General features: G+C 72.7%; 10 protein-coding genes and 1 pseudogene. 1 reads left to right on the plus strand and 10 read right to left on the minus strand.

Going from position 1 to position 17,680, the window contains the following annotated elements; translation table 11 throughout:
- Positions 1 to 85, plus strand: a pseudogene (locus tag ACIBH3_RS31825) (ATP-binding protein); the annotation flags it as partial.
- Positions 86 to 181: 96 nt separating this feature from the next.
- Here ACIBH3_RS31825 and cimA read toward each other — a convergent pair.
- The 10 genes from cimA to ACIBH3_RS31875 all read right to left on the minus strand — a co-directional run bounded on the left by cimA (position 182) and on the right by ACIBH3_RS31875 (position 17,494).
- Positions 182 to 1,825 carry a citramalate synthase gene (gene cimA, locus ACIBH3_RS31830; protein WP_396315577.1) on the minus strand — a complete coding sequence of 548 codons (1,644 nt, stop codon included), beginning with the start codon at positions 1,823 to 1,825 and terminating at the stop codon, positions 182 to 184.
- A 456-nt stretch (positions 1,826 to 2,281) separates the two neighbouring features.
- Positions 2,282 to 3,394, minus strand: a complete 1,113-nt coding sequence (locus tag ACIBH3_RS31835; RefSeq protein ID WP_396315578.1) for a branched-chain amino acid aminotransferase — start codon at positions 3,392 to 3,394, stop codon at positions 2,282 to 2,284.
- 144 nt (positions 3,395 to 3,538) lie between these two features.
- Positions 3,539 to 4,576, minus strand: a complete 1,038-nt coding sequence (locus ACIBH3_RS31840) for a 3-isopropylmalate dehydrogenase (RefSeq protein ID WP_396315579.1) — start codon at positions 4,574 to 4,576, stop codon at positions 3,539 to 3,541.
- Positions 4,577 to 4,853: 277 nt separating this feature from the next.
- Positions 4,854 to 8,156: a S8 family serine peptidase gene (locus ACIBH3_RS31845; RefSeq protein ID WP_396315580.1), complete on the minus strand. Its 3,303-nt coding sequence runs from the start codon at positions 8,154 to 8,156 to the stop codon at positions 4,854 to 4,856.
- Positions 8,157 to 8,343: 187 nt separating this feature from the next.
- Positions 8,344 to 8,508, minus strand: a complete 165-nt coding sequence (locus tag ACIBH3_RS31850; protein ID WP_396315581.1) for a hypothetical protein — start codon at positions 8,506 to 8,508, stop codon at positions 8,344 to 8,346.
- 276 nt (positions 8,509 to 8,784) lie between these two features.
- Positions 8,785 to 10,371 (minus strand): phosphoglycerate dehydrogenase, encoded by a 1,587-nt coding sequence (serA, locus tag ACIBH3_RS31855; RefSeq protein WP_396315610.1) that lies wholly within the window; start codon positions 10,369 to 10,371, stop codon positions 8,785 to 8,787.
- Between the two features lie 305 nt (positions 10,372 to 10,676).
- Positions 10,677 to 11,675 carry a ketol-acid reductoisomerase gene (ilvC, locus tag ACIBH3_RS31860; RefSeq protein ID WP_396315582.1) on the minus strand — a complete coding sequence of 333 codons (999 nt, stop codon included), beginning with the start codon at positions 11,673 to 11,675 and terminating at the stop codon, positions 10,677 to 10,679.
- A 128-nt stretch (positions 11,676 to 11,803) separates the two neighbouring features.
- Positions 11,804 to 12,328, minus strand: coding sequence for an acetolactate synthase small subunit (gene ilvN, locus ACIBH3_RS31865; protein ID WP_396315583.1), 525 nt, complete (start codon positions 12,326 to 12,328; stop codon positions 11,804 to 11,806).
- Positions 12,329 to 12,402: 74 nt separating this feature from the next.
- The gene (locus ACIBH3_RS31870) at positions 12,403 to 14,256 is read right to left on the minus strand and encodes an acetolactate synthase large subunit (protein WP_396315584.1); all 1,854 of its coding nucleotides are present in this window, start codon (positions 14,254 to 14,256) and stop codon (positions 12,403 to 12,405) included.
- A gap of 289 nt (positions 14,257 to 14,545) precedes the next feature.
- Positions 14,546 to 17,494 carry a putative bifunctional diguanylate cyclase/phosphodiesterase gene (locus tag ACIBH3_RS31875; RefSeq protein ID WP_396315611.1) on the minus strand — a complete coding sequence of 983 codons (2,949 nt, stop codon included), beginning with the start codon at positions 17,492 to 17,494 and terminating at the stop codon, positions 14,546 to 14,548.
- Positions 17,495 to 17,680 lie beyond the last annotated feature (186 nt).

Below are 17,680 nucleotides of genomic sequence, written 5' to 3' on the forward strand. Positions count from 1 at the left end.
CGCCCTCGACGCCCGACGCCGCGACAGCGCCAAAAGCGCCCTCATCACCCTCGTCGAACACGCACTCCTCGCCCGACTGCGCTGACCCGATGCCCAGGCGGGCGGACGGTGCCGGCGAACGGCCCACGGACCTCACGGTCCGTGGGCCGCGGCCGTCGTGTGAGCGGACCCGAGGGCGGTTCTACGGCTCCAGCCCGGCGCGGATCAGTCCGTAGGTGTACGCGTCTTCCAGGGCCCGCCAGGAGGCCGCGATGACGTTGTCGGCCACCCCGACGGTCGACCAGTTCGCCGTACCGTCGGTGGACTCGATCAGCACCCGGGTCTTGGAGCCCGTACCGTGCTGGCCCTCCAGGATGCGGACCTTGTAGTCCACCAGCTCCAGCGCGGCCAGCTGCGGGTAGATCTTCTCCAGCGCGGTGCGCAGCGCCTTGTCCAGCGCGTCCACCGGCCCGTTGCCCTCACCGGTGGCGATCCGGCGCTCGCCCTTGGCCCAGAGCTTGACCGTCGCCTCGTTGCCGGCCCCCCCTGCCCCGCTCTCCGACCCGGCGGGCCCCCAGGCCTGCTGCTCGCTGATGGTCCGCCAGGACTCCAGGGTGAAGAACCGCTCCCGCCCGCCGCGCACCTCGTCGCGCAACAGCAGCTCGAAGGAGGCGTCGGCGGCCTCGTAGGTGTACCCCAGGTTCTCCTGCTCCTTGACCCTGGCGACCACCCGGCCGACCAGGTCGCGGTCGGCGGAGAGGTCGTAGCCCAGCTCCTTGCCCTTGAGCTCGATCGAGGCCCGCCCGGCCATGTCGGAGACCAGCATCCGCATGGTGTTGCCGACCCGCTCCGGGTCGATGTGCTGGTAGAGGTCCGGGTCGACCTTGATCGCCGAGGCGTGCAGGCCGGCCTTGTGCGCGAAGGCCGAGAAGCCGACGTACGGCTGGTGGGTGGACGGGGCCAGGTTGACCACCTCGGCGATGGCGTGCGAGATCCGGGTCATCTCGGCCAGCCTGCCGGCCGGCAGCACCCGGCGGTCGTACTTGATCTCCAGCGCGCCCACCACCGGGAAGAGGTTGGCGTTGCCGACCCGCTCGCCGTAGCCGTTGGCGGTGCACTGGACGTGCGTCGCACCGGCGTCCACGGCGGCCAGCGTGTTGGCCACCGCACAGCCGGTGTCGTCCTGGGCGTGGATGCCCAGGCGCGCGCCGGGCTTGTAGGTGGCACAGTGCGCCATGATGTCCGCGACGATGTCCCGGACCCCGGCCGGGAGCATCCCGCCGTTGGTGTCGCAGAGCACCACCACGTCGGCACCGGCCTGGTGGGCGGTACGCACGACGGCGAGCGCGTAGTCACGGTTGGCCCGGTAGCCGTCGAAGAAGTGCTCGCAGTCGATGAAGACCCGGCGCTTGCGCGAGCGCAGGTACTCGACGCTGTCCCGGATCATCTCCAGGTTCTCCTCCAGCGTGGTGCGCAGGGCGAGCTCCACGTGCCGGTCGTGCGACTTGGCGACCAGGGTGATCACCGGGGCGCCCGAGTTGACGAGTGCGGCCAGCTGCGGGTCCTCGGCGGCCTTGCCGCCGGCCCGGCGGGTGGCCCCGAAGGCGACCAGCCTGGCGTGCCGAAGGTCGAGCTCGGCGGCGGCCCGGGCGAAGAACTCGGTGTCGCGGGGGTTGGCGCCGGGCCAACCGCCCTCGATGAAGCCGACTCCGAACTCGTCCAGGTGCCGGGCAATGGTCAGCTTGTCGGCCACCGTGAGGTTGATGCCCTCGCGCTGCGCGCCGTCGCGCAGGGTGGTGTCGAAGACGTGGAAGCTGTCGTCGGTGCGGCTACTGGCCTCGGTCATGGCCCTGGGTTCTCCGTTCGGTGGAGTTACTGCTGTTGCCGGTCGGATCCGGCTCCACTGTCCAGCATCCCGCGCGCTCCCGGTGTCCCTCGGCCCCTTGTGGGGGCTCCGGCCGGTCCGGGGCAAAACAAAAGACCCCTCGCGGGTGCGAGAGGTCTGCGCGCGGGTCTGGACGCTGGTGGTCGCTCCGCGTTCGGGTACTGCGGAGCGGTCACTGCGGACCGGCGCGCCTGCTGCTAATGATCAGCGTAAGCGAGGACACACCGGCAGTCTGACACACCGACCGCGACCCGGCCGGGGCGTCTCGCGATACGAAACGCCTGAGGTCGGCCGGGCACTGCCAAAGGACGCGGGCACGGCCTCCTTCCCTGCGAGCGGCTCGACGAGCGGAGCACTTCGAGGTGACCGGGCCGGGCGTCCCGATGGTGCGGGGCGCCCGGCCCGGGGCGGCCCGACTCAGGCGATCTTGTGCATCCAGCCGTGGGTGTCCGGGGCCTGGCCGCCCTGGACGGCGAGCAGCGCCTTGCGCAGCTCCATGGTGATCGGGCCGGGCTCGCCGGTGCCGACCGTCCAGTCGGCGCGGGCGGACTTCACCGAGCCGACCGGGGTGATCACAGCGGCGGTGCCGCAGGCGAAGACCTCGGTCAGGGTGCCGTCGGCGTTGCCCTGCTTCCACTCGTCGGTGGAGATCCGGCGCTCCTCGACGGCGTAACCGAGGTCGGCGGCCATCGAGAGCAGCGAGTCGCGGGTGATGCCGGGCAGCAGCGCGCCGGAGAGCTCCGGGGTGACGATCTTGGCGTCCTTGCCCTCGCCGAAGACGAAGTACAGGTTCATCCCGCCCATCTCCTCGATCCACCGGTGCTCGGCGGCGTCGAGCCAGACGACCTGGTCGCAGCCCTTGGCGGCGGCCTGGGCCTGGGCGACCAGGGAGGCGGCGTAGTTGCCGGCGCACTTGGCGGTGCCGGTGCCGCCGGGAGCGGCCCGGACGTACTCCTCGGAGAGCCAGACCGAGACCGGCTTGACCCCGCCGGGGAAGTAGGCGCCGGCCGGGGAGGCGATGATCATGAAGAGGTACTCGTTGGCCGGGCGCACGCCCAGGCCCACCTCGGTGGCGAACATGAACGGCCGCAGGTACAGGCTCTGCTCGGCCTCGCTGGGCACCCACGCCTGGTCCTGCTGGACGAGCACCTCGACCGCCTCGACGAAGGCCTCGACCGGCAGCTCGGGCATCGCCAGCCGGCGGGCGGAGGCCTGGAAGCGCTCGGCGTTGGCGGCGGGCCGGAAGGTCGAGATCGAGCCGTCGGCCTGGCGGTAGGCCTTGAGGCCCTCGAAGATCGCCTGACCGTAGTGCAGCGTCATGTTCGCCGGGTCGATCTCCAGCGGCGCGTACGGGGTGAGCTGGGCGTCGTGCCAGCCGCGGCCCTCGGTCCAGCGGATGGTGACCATGTGGTCGGTGAAGACCCGGCCGAAGCCCGGGTTGGCCAGCCTCGCCTGCCGCTCCGCGTCGGACAGCGGGTGGGCGGAGGGCTTGAGGTCGAACGTGATGGGCGCCTGGGTGGGCGTACTCATGGCTGTCTGTCCTTCACCGTGGGGTTGGTCCGGGCCCCGCCCACGGGTGTTCGAACACACGAAGGCACGGCCCACTGTTGATAGTCGCATCTAGAGGGCCGTGCCGAACAGCTGGCCGAGCAGCTGTGAAGGTTCTCCGGCCCGTCAGCCGGATACTCGGGCGGCGAGCGCGTCGCCGACCTGCGAGGTGGAACGGGTGCCCGTACGCTCGGCCAGATCCCCGGCCACGGCGGCCTCGACCTTGGCCGCCTCGGCGGTGAAGCCGAGGTGCTCCAGCAGCATGGCGACGGACAGCACGGTGGCGGTCGGGTCGGCCTTGCCCTGGCCGGCGATGTCCGGCGCCGAGCCGTGGACCGGCTCGAACATCGACGGGAACTCGCCGGTGGGGTTGATGTTGCCGCTGGCCGCGAGGCCGATGCCACCGGTGACGGCGGCGGCCAGGTCGGTGAGGATGTCGCCGAACAGGTTGTCGGTGACGATCACGTCGAAGCGCTCGGGCTGGGTGACGAAGAAGATCGTCGCCGCGTCGACGTGCAGGTAGTCGGTGGTGACCTCGGGGAACTCCTGGCCGACCTGCGCGAAGATCCGGCTCCACAGGTGGCCGGCGTGCACCAGCACGTTGTTCTTGTGGACGAGGGTCAGCTTCTTGCGCGGGCGGGCGGCGGCGCGGCGGTACGCGTCGCGGACCACGCGCTCGATGCCGTACGCGGTGTTGAGGCTGACCTCGGTGGCGATCTCGTGCTCGGTGCCGGTGCGCAGCGAGCCGCCGTTGCCGACGTACGGGCCCTCGGTGCCCTCGCGGACGACCACGAAGTCGATCGCCGGCTCGCCGGCCAGCGGGGACTTCACGCCGGGGAACAGCTTGCCCGGGCGCAGGTTGAGGTAGTGGTCGAAGGCGAAGCGGAGCTTCAGCAGCAGCCCGCGCTCAAGCACCCCGGAGGGGACGCTCGGGTCGCCGATGGCGCCGAGCAGGATGGCGTCGTGCGTCTTGAGTTCCGCCAGCACGCTGTCCGGCAGGGTCTCGCCGGTGCGGTGGTAGAGACGGGCGCCGAGGTCGTACTCGGTGGTCTCCACCTTGACGTCAGCGGGGAGCGCGGCGCGCAGGACCTTGAGGCCTTCGGCCACCACTTCCTGGCCGATGCCGTCACCGGGGATCACTGCGAGACGAAGGCTGCGAGACATGTAGGGACCCTACTCCGGCGTCCCAGGGGGTGACACCTTCTGTCCACTATCCGGACGAGTGGTGTCGCGGCTCAATCATCGACAGATCGATCCCCATCGGGAGCGGCCGATCGGCCACGGTGTCCTCCGCACCGGACTATGACGCCGATCCGCGAGGCGCACGGCGTATCCCCGCCCGAGCCACCCCTGTGGGGGAGCGTGCGCCTGTCGTGCGCGCCGGGTCCAGCAAGGTTGGAGCCCCCGCCGGTGGGCAGGGGCTCCCGACGGACGCCGGCGGTCAGCCGAGGCGGACGATCTCGGCGCGGTGGCCGTCGATGTTCAGGTGGTGGATGAGCAGCACCCGGGTGGTGGTGTCGCCGATGACGCGCTTGACGTCCAGGACGTCGCCCGGCTGCTCGGGCGCCGCGATCGCCGCGGGGCCGCCGATGCCGCTGCGGATGTCCAGGGCGGGGGCCAGGACGTCCATGGTGAGGGTCGGGCGGGCGTCCTTGAGGCCGATGCTGCCGAGCGCCTCGTGGGCGTCGGGCAGCCCCGGGCCGGTGAAGCCGGTCCACAGGCCGTAGCGGATCTTCGAGGCGCCCGGCCGCAGGTGCGGCAGCTTGGCCAGCCGTACCGGCAGCACGAGCGCGTCGCTGTCCAGCAGGTCGGTGTCGGTCTCGCCCCAGCGGGCGTTGAGCGGCTGGACGTCCAGCTCGGCGCCGCTGCGGGCGTCCAGGGTCCGGGCCACCAGGACGTCGCTGCCGGTGAGGCGGTCGGCCTGGACCACGGCGTCGGTGACGCCGTCCCCGTCGGTGTCGATCGAGGCGCGGACGGCGAAGGAGCCGACCGGCGTCGCGACGGGGGCCCAGAAGGAAGCGGCGAGGTACAGCGTGCCGTCGGCGAGCGGGTCACCACCGACCGCGGGGGCGTCGCTGGCGGCGCCGGCCGCCTTGAGGTTGGCGGCGCGGTCGCCGGGGCGGTCGACGCACAGGTCGGGCGAGGGGCAGTCGGGCCAGCGCTCGCCTTCGCCGCCCAGCGCGAAGGCGCTGACCAGCCCCCCCACGGCGGTGGGCGCGGCGCGGCCGGTGAGCCCCAGGACCTTGCCGGCCCCGGCCGCGTCGGCCTGGAGGCCCGCGGAGAGGTCGGAGGCGGGCCGGGGAGCGGCGAACAGCGGCACCCGCAGGACGGGCGGCCCGGCGCTCTCGGGGGTGAGCAGCAGGCGGCCGGAGAGCTCGCCGCGGTAGCTGCGGGCGTGCCCGCCCTGGGTGAGGTCGATGGTCGGGTCAGGGGCGCGCTCCAGCTGCCCGGGGACCCGGAGGGTGACTTTGACCCGGGCGCTCTCGCCGGCCGGGACGGTGATCCGCTCCGGGGAGAGGTCGAAGGCGGCGCCGGGGAGCTCGGTGGCGGCCTGGTAGCCGGTGCGATAGGTCAACGGCGCGGCGGAGACGTTGCGGACCTCCACCTCGCGGGTCAGTGCCGACGGCCCGTTGACGGCCACCGGGCCGAAGGAGACGCCGACCGCTCCCTCCACCGCGCCCTCCCCCGCCGCGTACGCGAGGGCGGGCGTGGCGACGGCCAGGTCGGCCCTGACGCGTCCGGCGCCGGTGCGTTCCGGCCCGTAGACCGGGCCGCCGTGGCCGTCGCCCAGCCAGGTGTCCCCGGCGGTGTTCATCAGCGCGGCCTTGACCTGCTCGACCGTCCAGTCGGGGTGGACGGCGCGGACCAGCGCGGCGAGCCCGGCCACGTGCGGGGTGGCCATCGAGGTGCCGTCCTCGCGCATGCCGCCCACGCCGGTGCCCGCCTTCGCGGACCAGATGGTCTCGCCGGGTGCCGCCAGGTCGGGCTTGACCACCCCGGGCACGCCGATGCCGCGCGAGGTGAAGTCGGTGAGGGTGTCCACCCGCTGCGGCTGGTCCTGCCCGACGACGCCGTGCAAGCCGTTGCCGGGGGTGGCGAGCTGGACCCGGACGGGCTCCGCGCCGGCGGCCTCACGCAGCCGCTCCCCGTCGGCGTGGGCGAGCAGCGCGGCCGGGATGCGGTCGTTGCCGGCGATCTCGGGCAGGTGGTCGCTGTCGGCGGCGAGCAGCACGCCGATCGCGCCCGCGTCGGCGGCGTGGTCGGTCCTGGGTGCGGAGCCGCAGGCCCGGTCGGGCTCCTTGGTCTGCCAGGCGAGGACGGCGATCTTGCCGGCGAGGCGGCGGGCGTCGGCCTCGCCGAAGGCGGTGCAGCCGTCCGCCTGGTCGGCGGGCAGGGCCAGCTCCCCGCTGACCTCCGTGCTGCTCCAGCCCTGGTAGCGGGCGCTCCAGTGGGCGGGCAGGACACCGGCGAGGGACTGGGGGGCGAGGACCCGGATGCCGTCGCTGTCGCTGTGCGGGTCGACCGAGGCGGCGACGACGAGGGCGCGCGGGGCGGTGCCGGGGCTGCCGCCGACGCCGTAGACGTCGCCCTCGTTGCCGGCCGCGGCGACCACCACGGTGCCGCTGGCGCTGAGCCGGTCGGCGGCGATCGAGTCGGCGTCGTCGGTGTTGCCGAAGCGGCTGCCGAGCGAGAGGTTGACGACGTCCAGGCGGTCCGTCAGGTCGCCGTCGCCGTCCGGGTCCGCGGCCACGTCCAGGGCCTGGGCGAGCTGGTCGGTGGAGCCGTCGCAACCGAACACCCGGATCGCGTACAGCTGGGCACCGGGTGCGGCGCCGGGGCCGATCCGGAACGCCGCCGGGTCGAGGCCGGGCCGGTAGGGGCCGGTGTACGGACGGCCGTCGGCGCTCACGCCGAAGCCCGCGGCGGTGCCGGCGACATGGGTGCCGTGGCCGTTGAGCGCGCAGTCGATCGGGTTGCCGTCGGGGTGCGGGACGGGCTGGAACGCGGGCGAGGACGGGTCGGGGTCGTAGTCGTCGCCGACCAGGTCCCGGCCGCCGACGACCTTGGCGTTCGGGAAGAGCGCGGCGGGCGCGGGCTTGGCGCCGTCCACGGCGGTGAAGGCCTGCTCGGTGCCCGGTCCGCCGAAGTCGGCGTGGGTGTAGTCGATGCCGCTGTCGATGATGCCGATCCGGGTGCCCTGCCCGGTGCCTGCGCCGGCGCCGATGCCGGACCAGACGGCGGGCGCGCCGGTGAGCGGCACCGAGTAGGAGTTGGACCGCTCCTTGCGGATGATCGGGTGGACGGCGGTGACGCCTGGCAGGGCGCGCAGCGCGGGCAGCGCCTCGACGGGTGCGGTGACGGCCAGGCCGGTCAGCAGGGTCTGGGTGCGGTAGAGCTCCCGGGCGGCGGGCGCGGCGGTACGCAGGGAGCGCGTCAGCCCGTCGAGGGCGTCGAGGGCGTGGCCGCGCTGCTCGGCACCGGCCCGGGCGGCCTGCCGGCGCGCCTCCTGCGGGGAGCGCAGCTCGCGCCGAGCCTGGCCGAGGGCACGCCGCCAGGCGGGGGCGGCGGGCTCGGTGCCGAGTTCCAGCAGGACGCTGACGGTGGCGCCGCGCGCTGCGGCGCGGGCGGGCGGTGGGCCCTGCGCGGCGCTGGGCGGGGCGGCGCCGACCAGAGCCTGGCCCGCGAGAAGCGCGAGGACGAATCCGGCTCCGGCGACCGGACGGCGGACGGGTGGCTTGCGCACGTGGCCCTCTCCCCCGGCAGGGGTGGACTGATCCGCACGGCGTGCCGCTGACGTCCGCCCCGTGCGGCCGTCGATCACCCTTCCGGAGGCACCAAATTAGGATCATCGCGCCGGAGAGTGCGAGCAACGTCCCTCGTACGGGCGTTACTTACACTCTCCGGGGTGACGTGCCGTCAGGCCATTCGGGTCAGACGTGGCTCAGGTGGCCGGTGACGCCGCCGTTGTCGCGGCGGTCCAGCGCGCGCTGCAGGGCGGCTGCGGCGTGCGGGTTGGGCTCGGTGCGACGACGCCGGCGGGGGGATCGGGCGTCGGAGCTGGCGGGGGAGGTGTGGCGGTCTGCGGTGGGGGGCATACCGGACTCCTTGGTTCATGGGCACATACGTGCCGAGGGTGGGGAGGGGATACGCCGAGCAGGGATCGCCTGCCATGGTGCGTACGCACACACGGGCCACGCGCCCTGGCTTCCAGGGGTGGCGCACCGTATGGCTCTTTCACGGTACGACGTACGGCGGGCGCTGTCTGCACGAATAGTTGGATTTCCTAGTATCTGAGACGCCAAGTCGCCCGGAACGCCGCAGGGCCCGGACCACCGAGGTGGTCCGGGCCCTGCGGGAGCAGGCCGGGGAGGTCAGCCGAGGTCCACCGAACGGGCGAACTTGGCGCCGATCGCGGTGGCGATCTCGGTCAGCACGTCCTGCGAGACCTGGCTGTCCACGGTGATGGAGGCCAGCGCGCCCTCGCCGTCCCGGGCGACCTGCATGCCGGCGATGTTGATGCCGGCGTCGCCGAGGATCCGGCCGAGGGTGCCGACCACGCCGGGCCGGTCCTCGTACTTGAAGAAGGCCATGTGGTCGGTGAGGGCCACGTCCACGTCGAAGGCGTCCACGCCGACGATCTTCTGGGTCTGCTTCGGGCCGGAGAGCGTGCCGGAGACGGCGATCTCGCCACCGTCGGCCAGCGTGCCGCGCACGGTGATGACGTTGCGGTGCTCGGGGCTCTCGCTGCTGGTCGTCAGGCGCACCTCCACGCCGCGCTCCTGGGCGAACAGCGGGGCGTTGACGTAGGACACCGTCTCGGCCACGACGTCCTCGAACACGCCCTTCAGCGCGGAGAGTTCGAGCACCTTCACGTCGTGCTGGGTGATCTCGCCGCGGACCTCGACGTCCAGCCGGACGGCCACCTCGCCGGCCAGCGCGGTGAAGATCCGGCCGAGCTTCTCGGCGAGCGGCAGGCCCGGGCGCACGTCCTCGGCGATCACGCCGCCCTGGACGTTGACGGCGTCGGGCACCAGCTCGCCGGCCAGTGCCAGGCGCACGGACTTGGCGACGGCGATGCCCGCCTTCTCCTGCGCCTCGTCGGTGGAGGCGCCCAGGTGCGGGGTGGCCACCACGTTGTCGAAGCCGAACAGCGGGGAGTCGGTGCACGGCTCCTTGGCGTAGACGTCCAGGCCGGCGCCGGCCACCCGGCCGTCGCGCAGCGCGCTGGCGAGCGCCGCCTCGTCCACGATGCCGCCGCGGGCGGCGTTGACGATGCGCACGGTCGGCTTGACCTTGTGCAGCGCCTCGTCGCCGATCAGGCCGATCGTCTCGGGGGTCTTGGGGAGGTGGACGGTGATGAAGTCCGAGACCTCCAGCAGCTCCTCCAGCGAGACCAGCTTGACGCCCATCTGGGCGGCGCGGGCGGCCTGGATGTAGGGGTCGTAGGCGACGATCTTCATACCGAAGGCGGACATCCGCTGGGCGACCAGCACGCCGATCCGGCCCAGGCCCACGACGCCCAGCACCTTCTCGCTCAGCTCGACGCCGGTGTACTTGTTGCGCTTCCACTCGCCCTGCTTGAGCGCGGCGTTGGCCGGCGCGATGTTGCGGGCGACGGAGATCAGCAGGCCGCAGGCGAGCTCGGCGGCGGTGACGATGTTGGACGTCGGGGCGTTGACGACCATCACGCCGGCCTTGGTGGCGGCGGAGACGTCCACGTTGTCCAGACCGACGCCGGCGCGGGCGACGACCTTCAGTCGCTTCGCGGCCGCCAGGGCCTCGGCGTCCACCTTGGTGGCGCTGCGGATGAGGATCGCGTCCACATCGGCGATGGCGGTCAGCAGCTCCGTGCGGTCGGCCCCGTTGCAGTGGCGGATCTCGAAGTCCGGGCCCAGCGCGTCGACGGTGGCGGGGGACAGCTCTTCGGCGATCAGTACTACGGCGCTCTTGGATGTCACAGTGCTCACGACAGTGTGTCCTTAACTGTCCGGTTCTCCCCGGTCCAGGGCACGAAGGTGGCGTGACCGGCGGGGGAAGGTGGCATGCCGCGTAGGTAGACGCACGACGCTGTGGGCCTGACGCGCACTCGGAAGTCTATCGACGGGTGGGCCGCCGGGCTGCCCCCGTGCGGCGAAATCACCCGCACGGGACAACCAGGATGTACAGAGCGGGGCAGGCGCAGACCGTTCCGGCCACGCGCCTGCCCCGTTCGGGGTGCCGCCCGCCGCGCGTCCCGGGTGGGGCGGCGCGGGCGGCGGGCGGGCTACGCCTCTTCCTTGACCCAGCTCATCAGCTTGCGGAGCTTCTTGCCGGTGGTCTCCAGCAGGTGCTCGGAGTCGGCGGTCTTGTACTCGTTGTACTTCGGCAGGCCCGCCTTGTACTCGGCGATCCAGGTGTTGGCGAAGGTGCCGTCCTGGATCTCCGCGAGGACCTTCTTCATCTCGGCCTTGGTGTCGGCGGTGATGATGCGCGGGCCGGTCACGTAGTCGCCCCACTCGGCGGTCTCCGAGATGGACCAGCGCATCTTCTCCAGGCCGCCCTCGTACATCAGGTCGACGATGAGCTTCAGCTCGTGCAGGCACTCGAAGTAGGCGATCTCCGGCTGGTAGCCGGCCTCGACCAGGGTCTCGAAGCCGGCCTTGACCAGGGCGGCGGTGCCACCGCAGAGGACGGCCTGCTCACCGAACAGGTCGGTCTCGGTCTCCTCGGTGAAGGTGGTCTTGATGACGCCGGCCTTGGTGGCGCCGATGCCCTTGGCGTACGAGAGCGCCAGCGCGAACGCGCTGCCCGAGGCGTCCTGCTCGACGGCGACGATCGCGGGGACGCCGCGGCCCTCCTCGTACTGGCGGCGGACCAGGTGGCCCGGGCCCTTCGGGGCGACCATGCAGACGTCGACCTCGGCCGGGGGCTTGATGAAGCCGAAGCGGATGTTCAGGCCGTGGCCGAAGAACAGGGCGTCGCCCGCCTTCAGGTGCGGCGCGATGGACTCCTCGTAGACGTCGGCCTGGATCGGGTCCGGCACCAGGATCATGATGACGTCGGCCTCGGCGGCGGCCTCGGACGGGGTGACCACGCGCAGGCCGGCCTCCTCCGCCTTGGCCCGGGACTTGGAGCCCTCCAGGAGACCGACGCGGACGTCCACGCCCGAGTCGCGCAGCGACAGCGCGTGGGCGTGGCCCTGGCTGCCGTAGCCGATGACCGCGACCTTGCGGCCCTGGATGATGGACAGGTCGGCGTCGTCTTCGTAGAACAGCTCGGCCACGGGGGCACATCTCCTTGCGTGATGGTGATGCCGGGTACTGCGGTTCCAACCGTACGTCGACCCGGCGGGGGTGTGGGGCGGTGCTTCAGGGGGTGAGACAGCTCCTTCGCGGAGTGTCCCAGGTGTCACTACGCGCTGCGGTCGAGGGCGCGCAGCGAGCGGTCGGTGATCGAACGGGCGCCGCGCCCGATGGCCACCAGGCCGGACTGGACGAGCTCCTTGATGCCGTACGGCTCCAGCATCCGCAGCATCGCCTCCAGCTTGTCCGAGCTGCCGGTGGCCTCGATGGTCACCGCATCGGGGGACACGTCGACCGTCTTGGCGCGGAACAGCTGGACGATCTCGACGATCTGCGACCGGGTCTCGTTGTCGGCGCGGACCTTCACCAGGACCAGTTCCCGCTGGATCGCAGCGGCCTGGTCGAGCTCGACGATCTTTATCACGTTGACCAGCTTGTTGAGCTGCTTGGTGACCTGCTCCAGCGGGAGGTCCTCGACGTTGACCACGATGGTCATCCGGGAGATGTCCGGGTGCTCCGTCGGGCCGACGGCGAGCGAGTCGATGTTGAAGCCCCGACGGGAGAACAGGGCGGCGATGCGGGCGAGCACGCCGGGCTTGTTCTCGACCAGGACGGAGAGGGTGTGCTTTGACATGGGTCTCTATTCCTGTGTCTCAGGAGGGGTCCGGCGCAGCCGGTCGTAGGGGGGTGGCGGCGGGCGGCGCGGGCTCAGTCGAGGTCGTCGCCGAAGTCCGGGCGCACGTCCCGGGCGGCGAGGATCTCGTCGTTGCTGGTGCCGGCGGCGACCATCGGCCAGACCATGGCGTCCTGGTGCACGATGAAGTCGATGACGACCGGGCGGTCGTTGATCTCCATCGCCTGCTTGATCACCGCGTCCAGGTCCTCCGGGCGCTCGCAGCGCAGGCCCACACAGCCCATCGCCTCGGAGAGCAGCACGAAGTCCGGGATGCGGGTGCCCTGGGCGGGCGGCTCCTTGCCGTCGTGGCCGGGGCCCGCGTGCAGCACGGTGTTGGAGTAGCGCTGGTTGTAGAAGAGCGTCTGCCACTGGCGGACCATGCCGAGCGAGCCGTTGTTGATGACGGCGACCTTGATCGGGATGTCGTTCAGCGCGCAGGTGACCAGCTCCTGGTTGGTCATCTGGAAGCAGCCGTCGCCGTCGATCGCCCAGACCACGGCCTCGGGCCGGCCGGCCTTGGCGCCCATCGCGGCGGGGACGGCGTAGCCCATGGTGCCCGCGCCACCGGAGTTCAGCCAGGTGGCCGGCTTCTCGTAGCTGATGAACTGCGAGGCCCACATCTGGTGCTGGCCCACGCCCGCCGCGTAGATGGCGTCCGAGCCCACCAGCTGGCCGATCCGCTCGATCACCTGCTGCGGGGAGAGCTCGCCGGCGGGGGCCGGCTCGTAGCCCAGCGGGTAGGTCTTCTTCCACTCGTTGAGCCGGACCCACCAGTCCGCGTAGTCGGCCGTGTGGCCGGCGTCGAACTCGGCCTGGACCGCGACGATCAGGTCCGCCAGCACCTCGCGGGCGTCGCCCACGATCGGCACGTCCGCCGGGCGGTTCTTGCCGATCTCGGCCGGGTCGATGTCGGCGTGGACGACCTTGGCGTACGGGGCGAAGCTGTCCAGCTTGCCGGTGACGCGGTCGTCGAAGCGGGCGCCGAGGGTGAACAGCAGGTCCGACTTCTGCAGCGCGGTGACGGCCGGGACGCTGCCGTGCATGCCGGGCATGCCCAGGTGCTGCGGGTGGCTGTCGGGGAAGACGCCGAGCGCCATCAGGGTGGTGACGACCGGGGCGCCGGTCAGCTCGGCGAGGATCCGCAGCTCGGCGGAGGCGTTCGCCTTGAGCACGCCGCCACCCACGTACAGCACCGGCTTGCGGGCGCTGACCAGCATCTTCGCGGCCTCGCGGATCTGCTTGGCGTGCGGCTTGGTGACCGGGCGGTAGCCGGGCAGCGAGGTCTCCACCGGCCAGCGGAAGGTCGTGGTGGCCTGGAGCGCGTCCTTGGCGATGTCGACCAGGACGGGGCCCGGGCGGCCGGTGGCGGCGATGTGGAAGGCCTCGGCGATCACCCGGGGGATCTCCGCCGGGTCGGTGACCAGGAAGTTGTGCTTGGTGATCGGCATCGTGATGCCGCAGATGTCCGCCTCCTGGAAGGCGTCGGTCCCGATCGCCTTGGAGGCGACCTGGCCGGTGATCGCGACCATCGGCACCGAGTCCATGTACGCGTCGGCGATCGGGGTGACCAGGTTGGTCGCGCCCGGGCCCGAGGTGGCCATGCAGACGCCGACCTTGCCGGTGGCCTGCGCGTAGCCGGTGGCGGCGTGGCCGGCGCCCTGCTCGTGCCGGACCAGGATGTGGCGCACCTTGGCGGAGTCCATCAGCGGGTCGTACGCGGGAAGGATGGCCCCGCCCGGGATGCCGAAGACGGTCTCCGCGCCCACGGCCTCCAGCGAGCGGATGAGCGACTGCGCGCCGGTCATCGTCTCTACGACGTTCTGCGGGCCCGGAGCGTGCGCGGCCGGGTTGTCCCCGCGGCGGGGGGAAGCGGCGTGCTCAGTCATCTGCCTGTCTCTTCTCGGGTTCTGCCGGCCCGGGCAGTGAGGGTCTACCTGGGTGGGCCGGTCGCCGGCTCTGCCTCAATCGTCCGCATATCGGACGGCTGTGGCCAGTGGTCTAGCGGTGTTCCAACAGTTCCAGTGCAACAAAAAACCCCTCGTGCCAAGGGCATGCGAGGGGTGGCGCGTCGGTCTGTCACGAGCGGGGCTACAGGCCCGCTCAGCCGACGCGCCCGCCAAGTACGAGAATTCGGGTGCGCATGGCAACGACCTTCCTCCCGGGCGGGCTCGGGTGTCAAGCGGGTGGGATGGAGGTCTCACCATGCGGACCATGGCCCGGACCTGCGACCGCTCGACGTTCGGGCAGGTCGGAGGCCCCGTGGTGATGTGCGACACGCCCGGCGCCGGACTCCCCGCAGCCACCCGAACGGGCGTCCGCCGCGAGGTAGGCGCGCCGCGCCGAGGGCGCCCCGAGCGGCCTCGGCAGCGGGTACACCAGGCGGGCCAGCGCCCGGCGCAACCGCTGATCGTCCAGCGGCTGGGCGAAAGCCGCCCCCTGGCCCTGGCGGCAGCCCAGCTCCTGGAGCAGCAGCACCTGACGTGGCAGGTCGACGCCCTCGGCGGCGGTGACCAGGCCGAGGTCCCGGCCCAGTCGCAGCGCGTGCCCGGCCAGCGCCCTCGTCAGCGCGGACTCGGCGAGGTCCCGGACGAGGGTCCGGTCGAGCTTGAGCGAGTCGAAGGGCAGCCGGGCCAGCACGCCGAGCGAACCGCCGCCACAGCCGAAGCCCGCCACGGCCGTGGAGACCCCGAGCCGGCGCAGCGCCGTCAGCCGGCGGCCCAGCTCGTCCGCCATGGTGTCCGGGCCGGTCCTGGCGACCTCGATCACCAGCTGGGTGGCGGGCAGCCCGCTGTCGCGCAGTGCGGCGACCACCGTCTCGTACATCCCCGGCGCGCAGAGCCGCTCCGCCGACAGCCGTACGGACACCGGGACGGGCACCGCTCTGGGTCTGACCAGCGCGCCGCGGCGCAGGGCGGCGGCGGACACCGCCTCGTGGATCAGCCAGCGGGAGAAGCGGGTCGCCGCGTCGCCGCGCTCGGCGGTGCGCAGGAACTCGGCGGGGGTGAGCAGCAGGCCCTGCGCGGAGCGCCAGCGGGCCTGCGCCTCGACGACGGTGACGGCGCCGGTGGTGAGGTCCACCACCGGCTGGTGCAGCAGGGTGAAGCTGCCCTCGCGCACCGCCACCCGCAGCCGCTCCTCCAGCTCGGTGCGCCGCTCCCGGTCGACCCGCATGGCCGGGCTGTACAGCACCACCCGGCCCTTGCCCTCGGACTTCGCCCGGTACATCGCCAGGTCGGCGTTGCGCATCAGCTCGTCGGTGGCCGCCTTCGGATCGGCGCAGGGCCCGTACGAGGGTGATCCGAAGGCGATCCCGATGCTCGCCGCGACGCCGAGCTCGGCGCCACCGATCCAGTACGGCTCGGAGAGCGCCGAGCGCAGCCGCTCGGCGAGCTCCTGCACCTGGACCCGGCCCAGGCGCCCGCAGACCAGCGCCGCGAACTCGTCGCCGCCGAACCTGGCCACCGTGTCGCCCGAGCGCACCACGCTCTGCAGCCGGCGGGCCGCCTGGACCAGCAGTTCGTCGCCGACCTGGTGCCCGGCGGTGTCGTTGACCGCCTTGAAGCCGTCCAGGTCGATGAAGAGCACGGCGACGGTCGAGCCGTCGTCCTCGTGGTGCTCGCGCGGCCGGTCACCGACCGGGCCGCCCAGCGCGGCGTGCACCCGCTGGGCGAACAGCGCCCGGTTGGGCAGGTCGGTGAGCGGGTCGTGGAAGGCGTTGTGCTGGAGCTGGGCCTGCAGTGTCACCCGCTCTGTGACGTCCCGGCTGTTGAGGATCAGGCCGTCCCGGTAGCGGTTGACCGTCGACTCGACGTGCAGCCACTCGCCGCTGCCCGAGCGCACCCGGCACTCGACCCGGGCGGACGGCTCGGCGGCCGGCACCGGGCCGCGGTGGGTGGCGTGCTGGCCCTTGGCGAGGAAGCGGCGGACCTCCAGCAGGACGCGGTCCACGTCGTCCGGGTGGACCAGGTTGAGCAGGTTCCCGCCGACCAGCTCCTCCGGATCCCGGTTGTAGACGCCGAGCGCGGCCGGACTGACGTAGGAGAGCACGCCGTTGCCGCCGGCGATCATGATGACGTCGCTGGAGCCCTGCACCAGGGAGCGGAAGTGCGCCTCCTTCTGCGCGAGCTCCTGCGCCAGCGAGAGGTTGTCCAGCAGCATCACGCCCTGGCGCAGGATCAGCGCCAGACCCACCGTGCAGGCGGCGGCCTCCACCACGCAGTCCAGCGGGTGTCCGCCCAGCGCGTTGTAGAGGATGCCCGCGGTGCAGACCGCCGCCGCGACGTACGGGGTGAGCGCGCTGAAGGTGCTGGCCACCCGCCGCCGGGGGGCGCCGGCGGCGGCGGGGTGCTCCCGGGTCGGCCGGCGCCAGCGCGTCGACCAGGGCGCCCAGGCCAGCAGCACGCTACCGGCGAACCAGCCGGCGTCCAGCAGTTCCCCCGAGTGGTAGCTGCTGCGCAGCTCGGGCGAGGTGAACAGGGCGTCGCAGACGACGGTCAGGGCCAGACCCACCATCGCGGTGTGGACGGCCGCCCGGTTGCCGTCCCGGCTGCGGAAGCGCAGGCCCACCACCAGGCTGACCAGCAGGATGTCCAGGACGGGGTAGGCCAGCTGGAGGGCCAGGCGCAGCGGGTCGCCGGTCTCGCCCTCGGCGGTGCGACCGAGGGCCAGGCTCCAGCTGAGGGTGAACAGCGAGCCGGCCACCAGCCAGCCGTCCAGCAGCAGGCAGAGCCAGCCGGCGGCGCTGCGCGGGCGCTGGGCCAGTACCAGCAGGCCGGTGATGGCCAGCGGCGCGAACAGCAGGAAGGCGAACTCGGCGAGCGAGTCCTCCGGGAGGGTGCGACGCAGCACGACCTCGTACCAGCCCCAGGTCCCGTTGCCGAAGGCCACCATGGAGGAGGAGAGGCCGAACAGCAGCCAGGCGGCGCGGACGTGGCCGCCGACGGTGCAGCCGTGGGCGAGGCAGGAGAGCGCGGCGGCGAGGGCGGCGGCGGCGAGGCCGAAGTCGCCCATGAACAGGGCGAGCCCGGGTGAGCCCCAGCCGACCGCCGCGCCGAGGGTGTAGGCGAGGCAGAGCGATCCGAGCAGGACGCCCGGGCAGCGCCGGTGCTGGAGCAGTCGGCGGATCGTGCCCCCGCCCGGGGCGGGGGGCGGCTCCTGGTTCGCCGCGTGGTCCGCCGTGGCCGGCCGGACCGAGTCGGACCGCACCGTTTCGGTGGAGCTCACTGGACATCTCCCCCTCCGGCCCGGGGCCGGGCAGCCCCCGGGCGTGGGCCGCGCCGCCGACCGGTGTGGCCACGGGCCACCTGTCGC

The sequence above is a fragment of the Kitasatospora sp. NPDC050543 genome (assembly GCF_044457565.1).
GTDB lineage: Bacteria > Actinomycetota > Actinomycetes > Streptomycetales > Streptomycetaceae > Kitasatospora.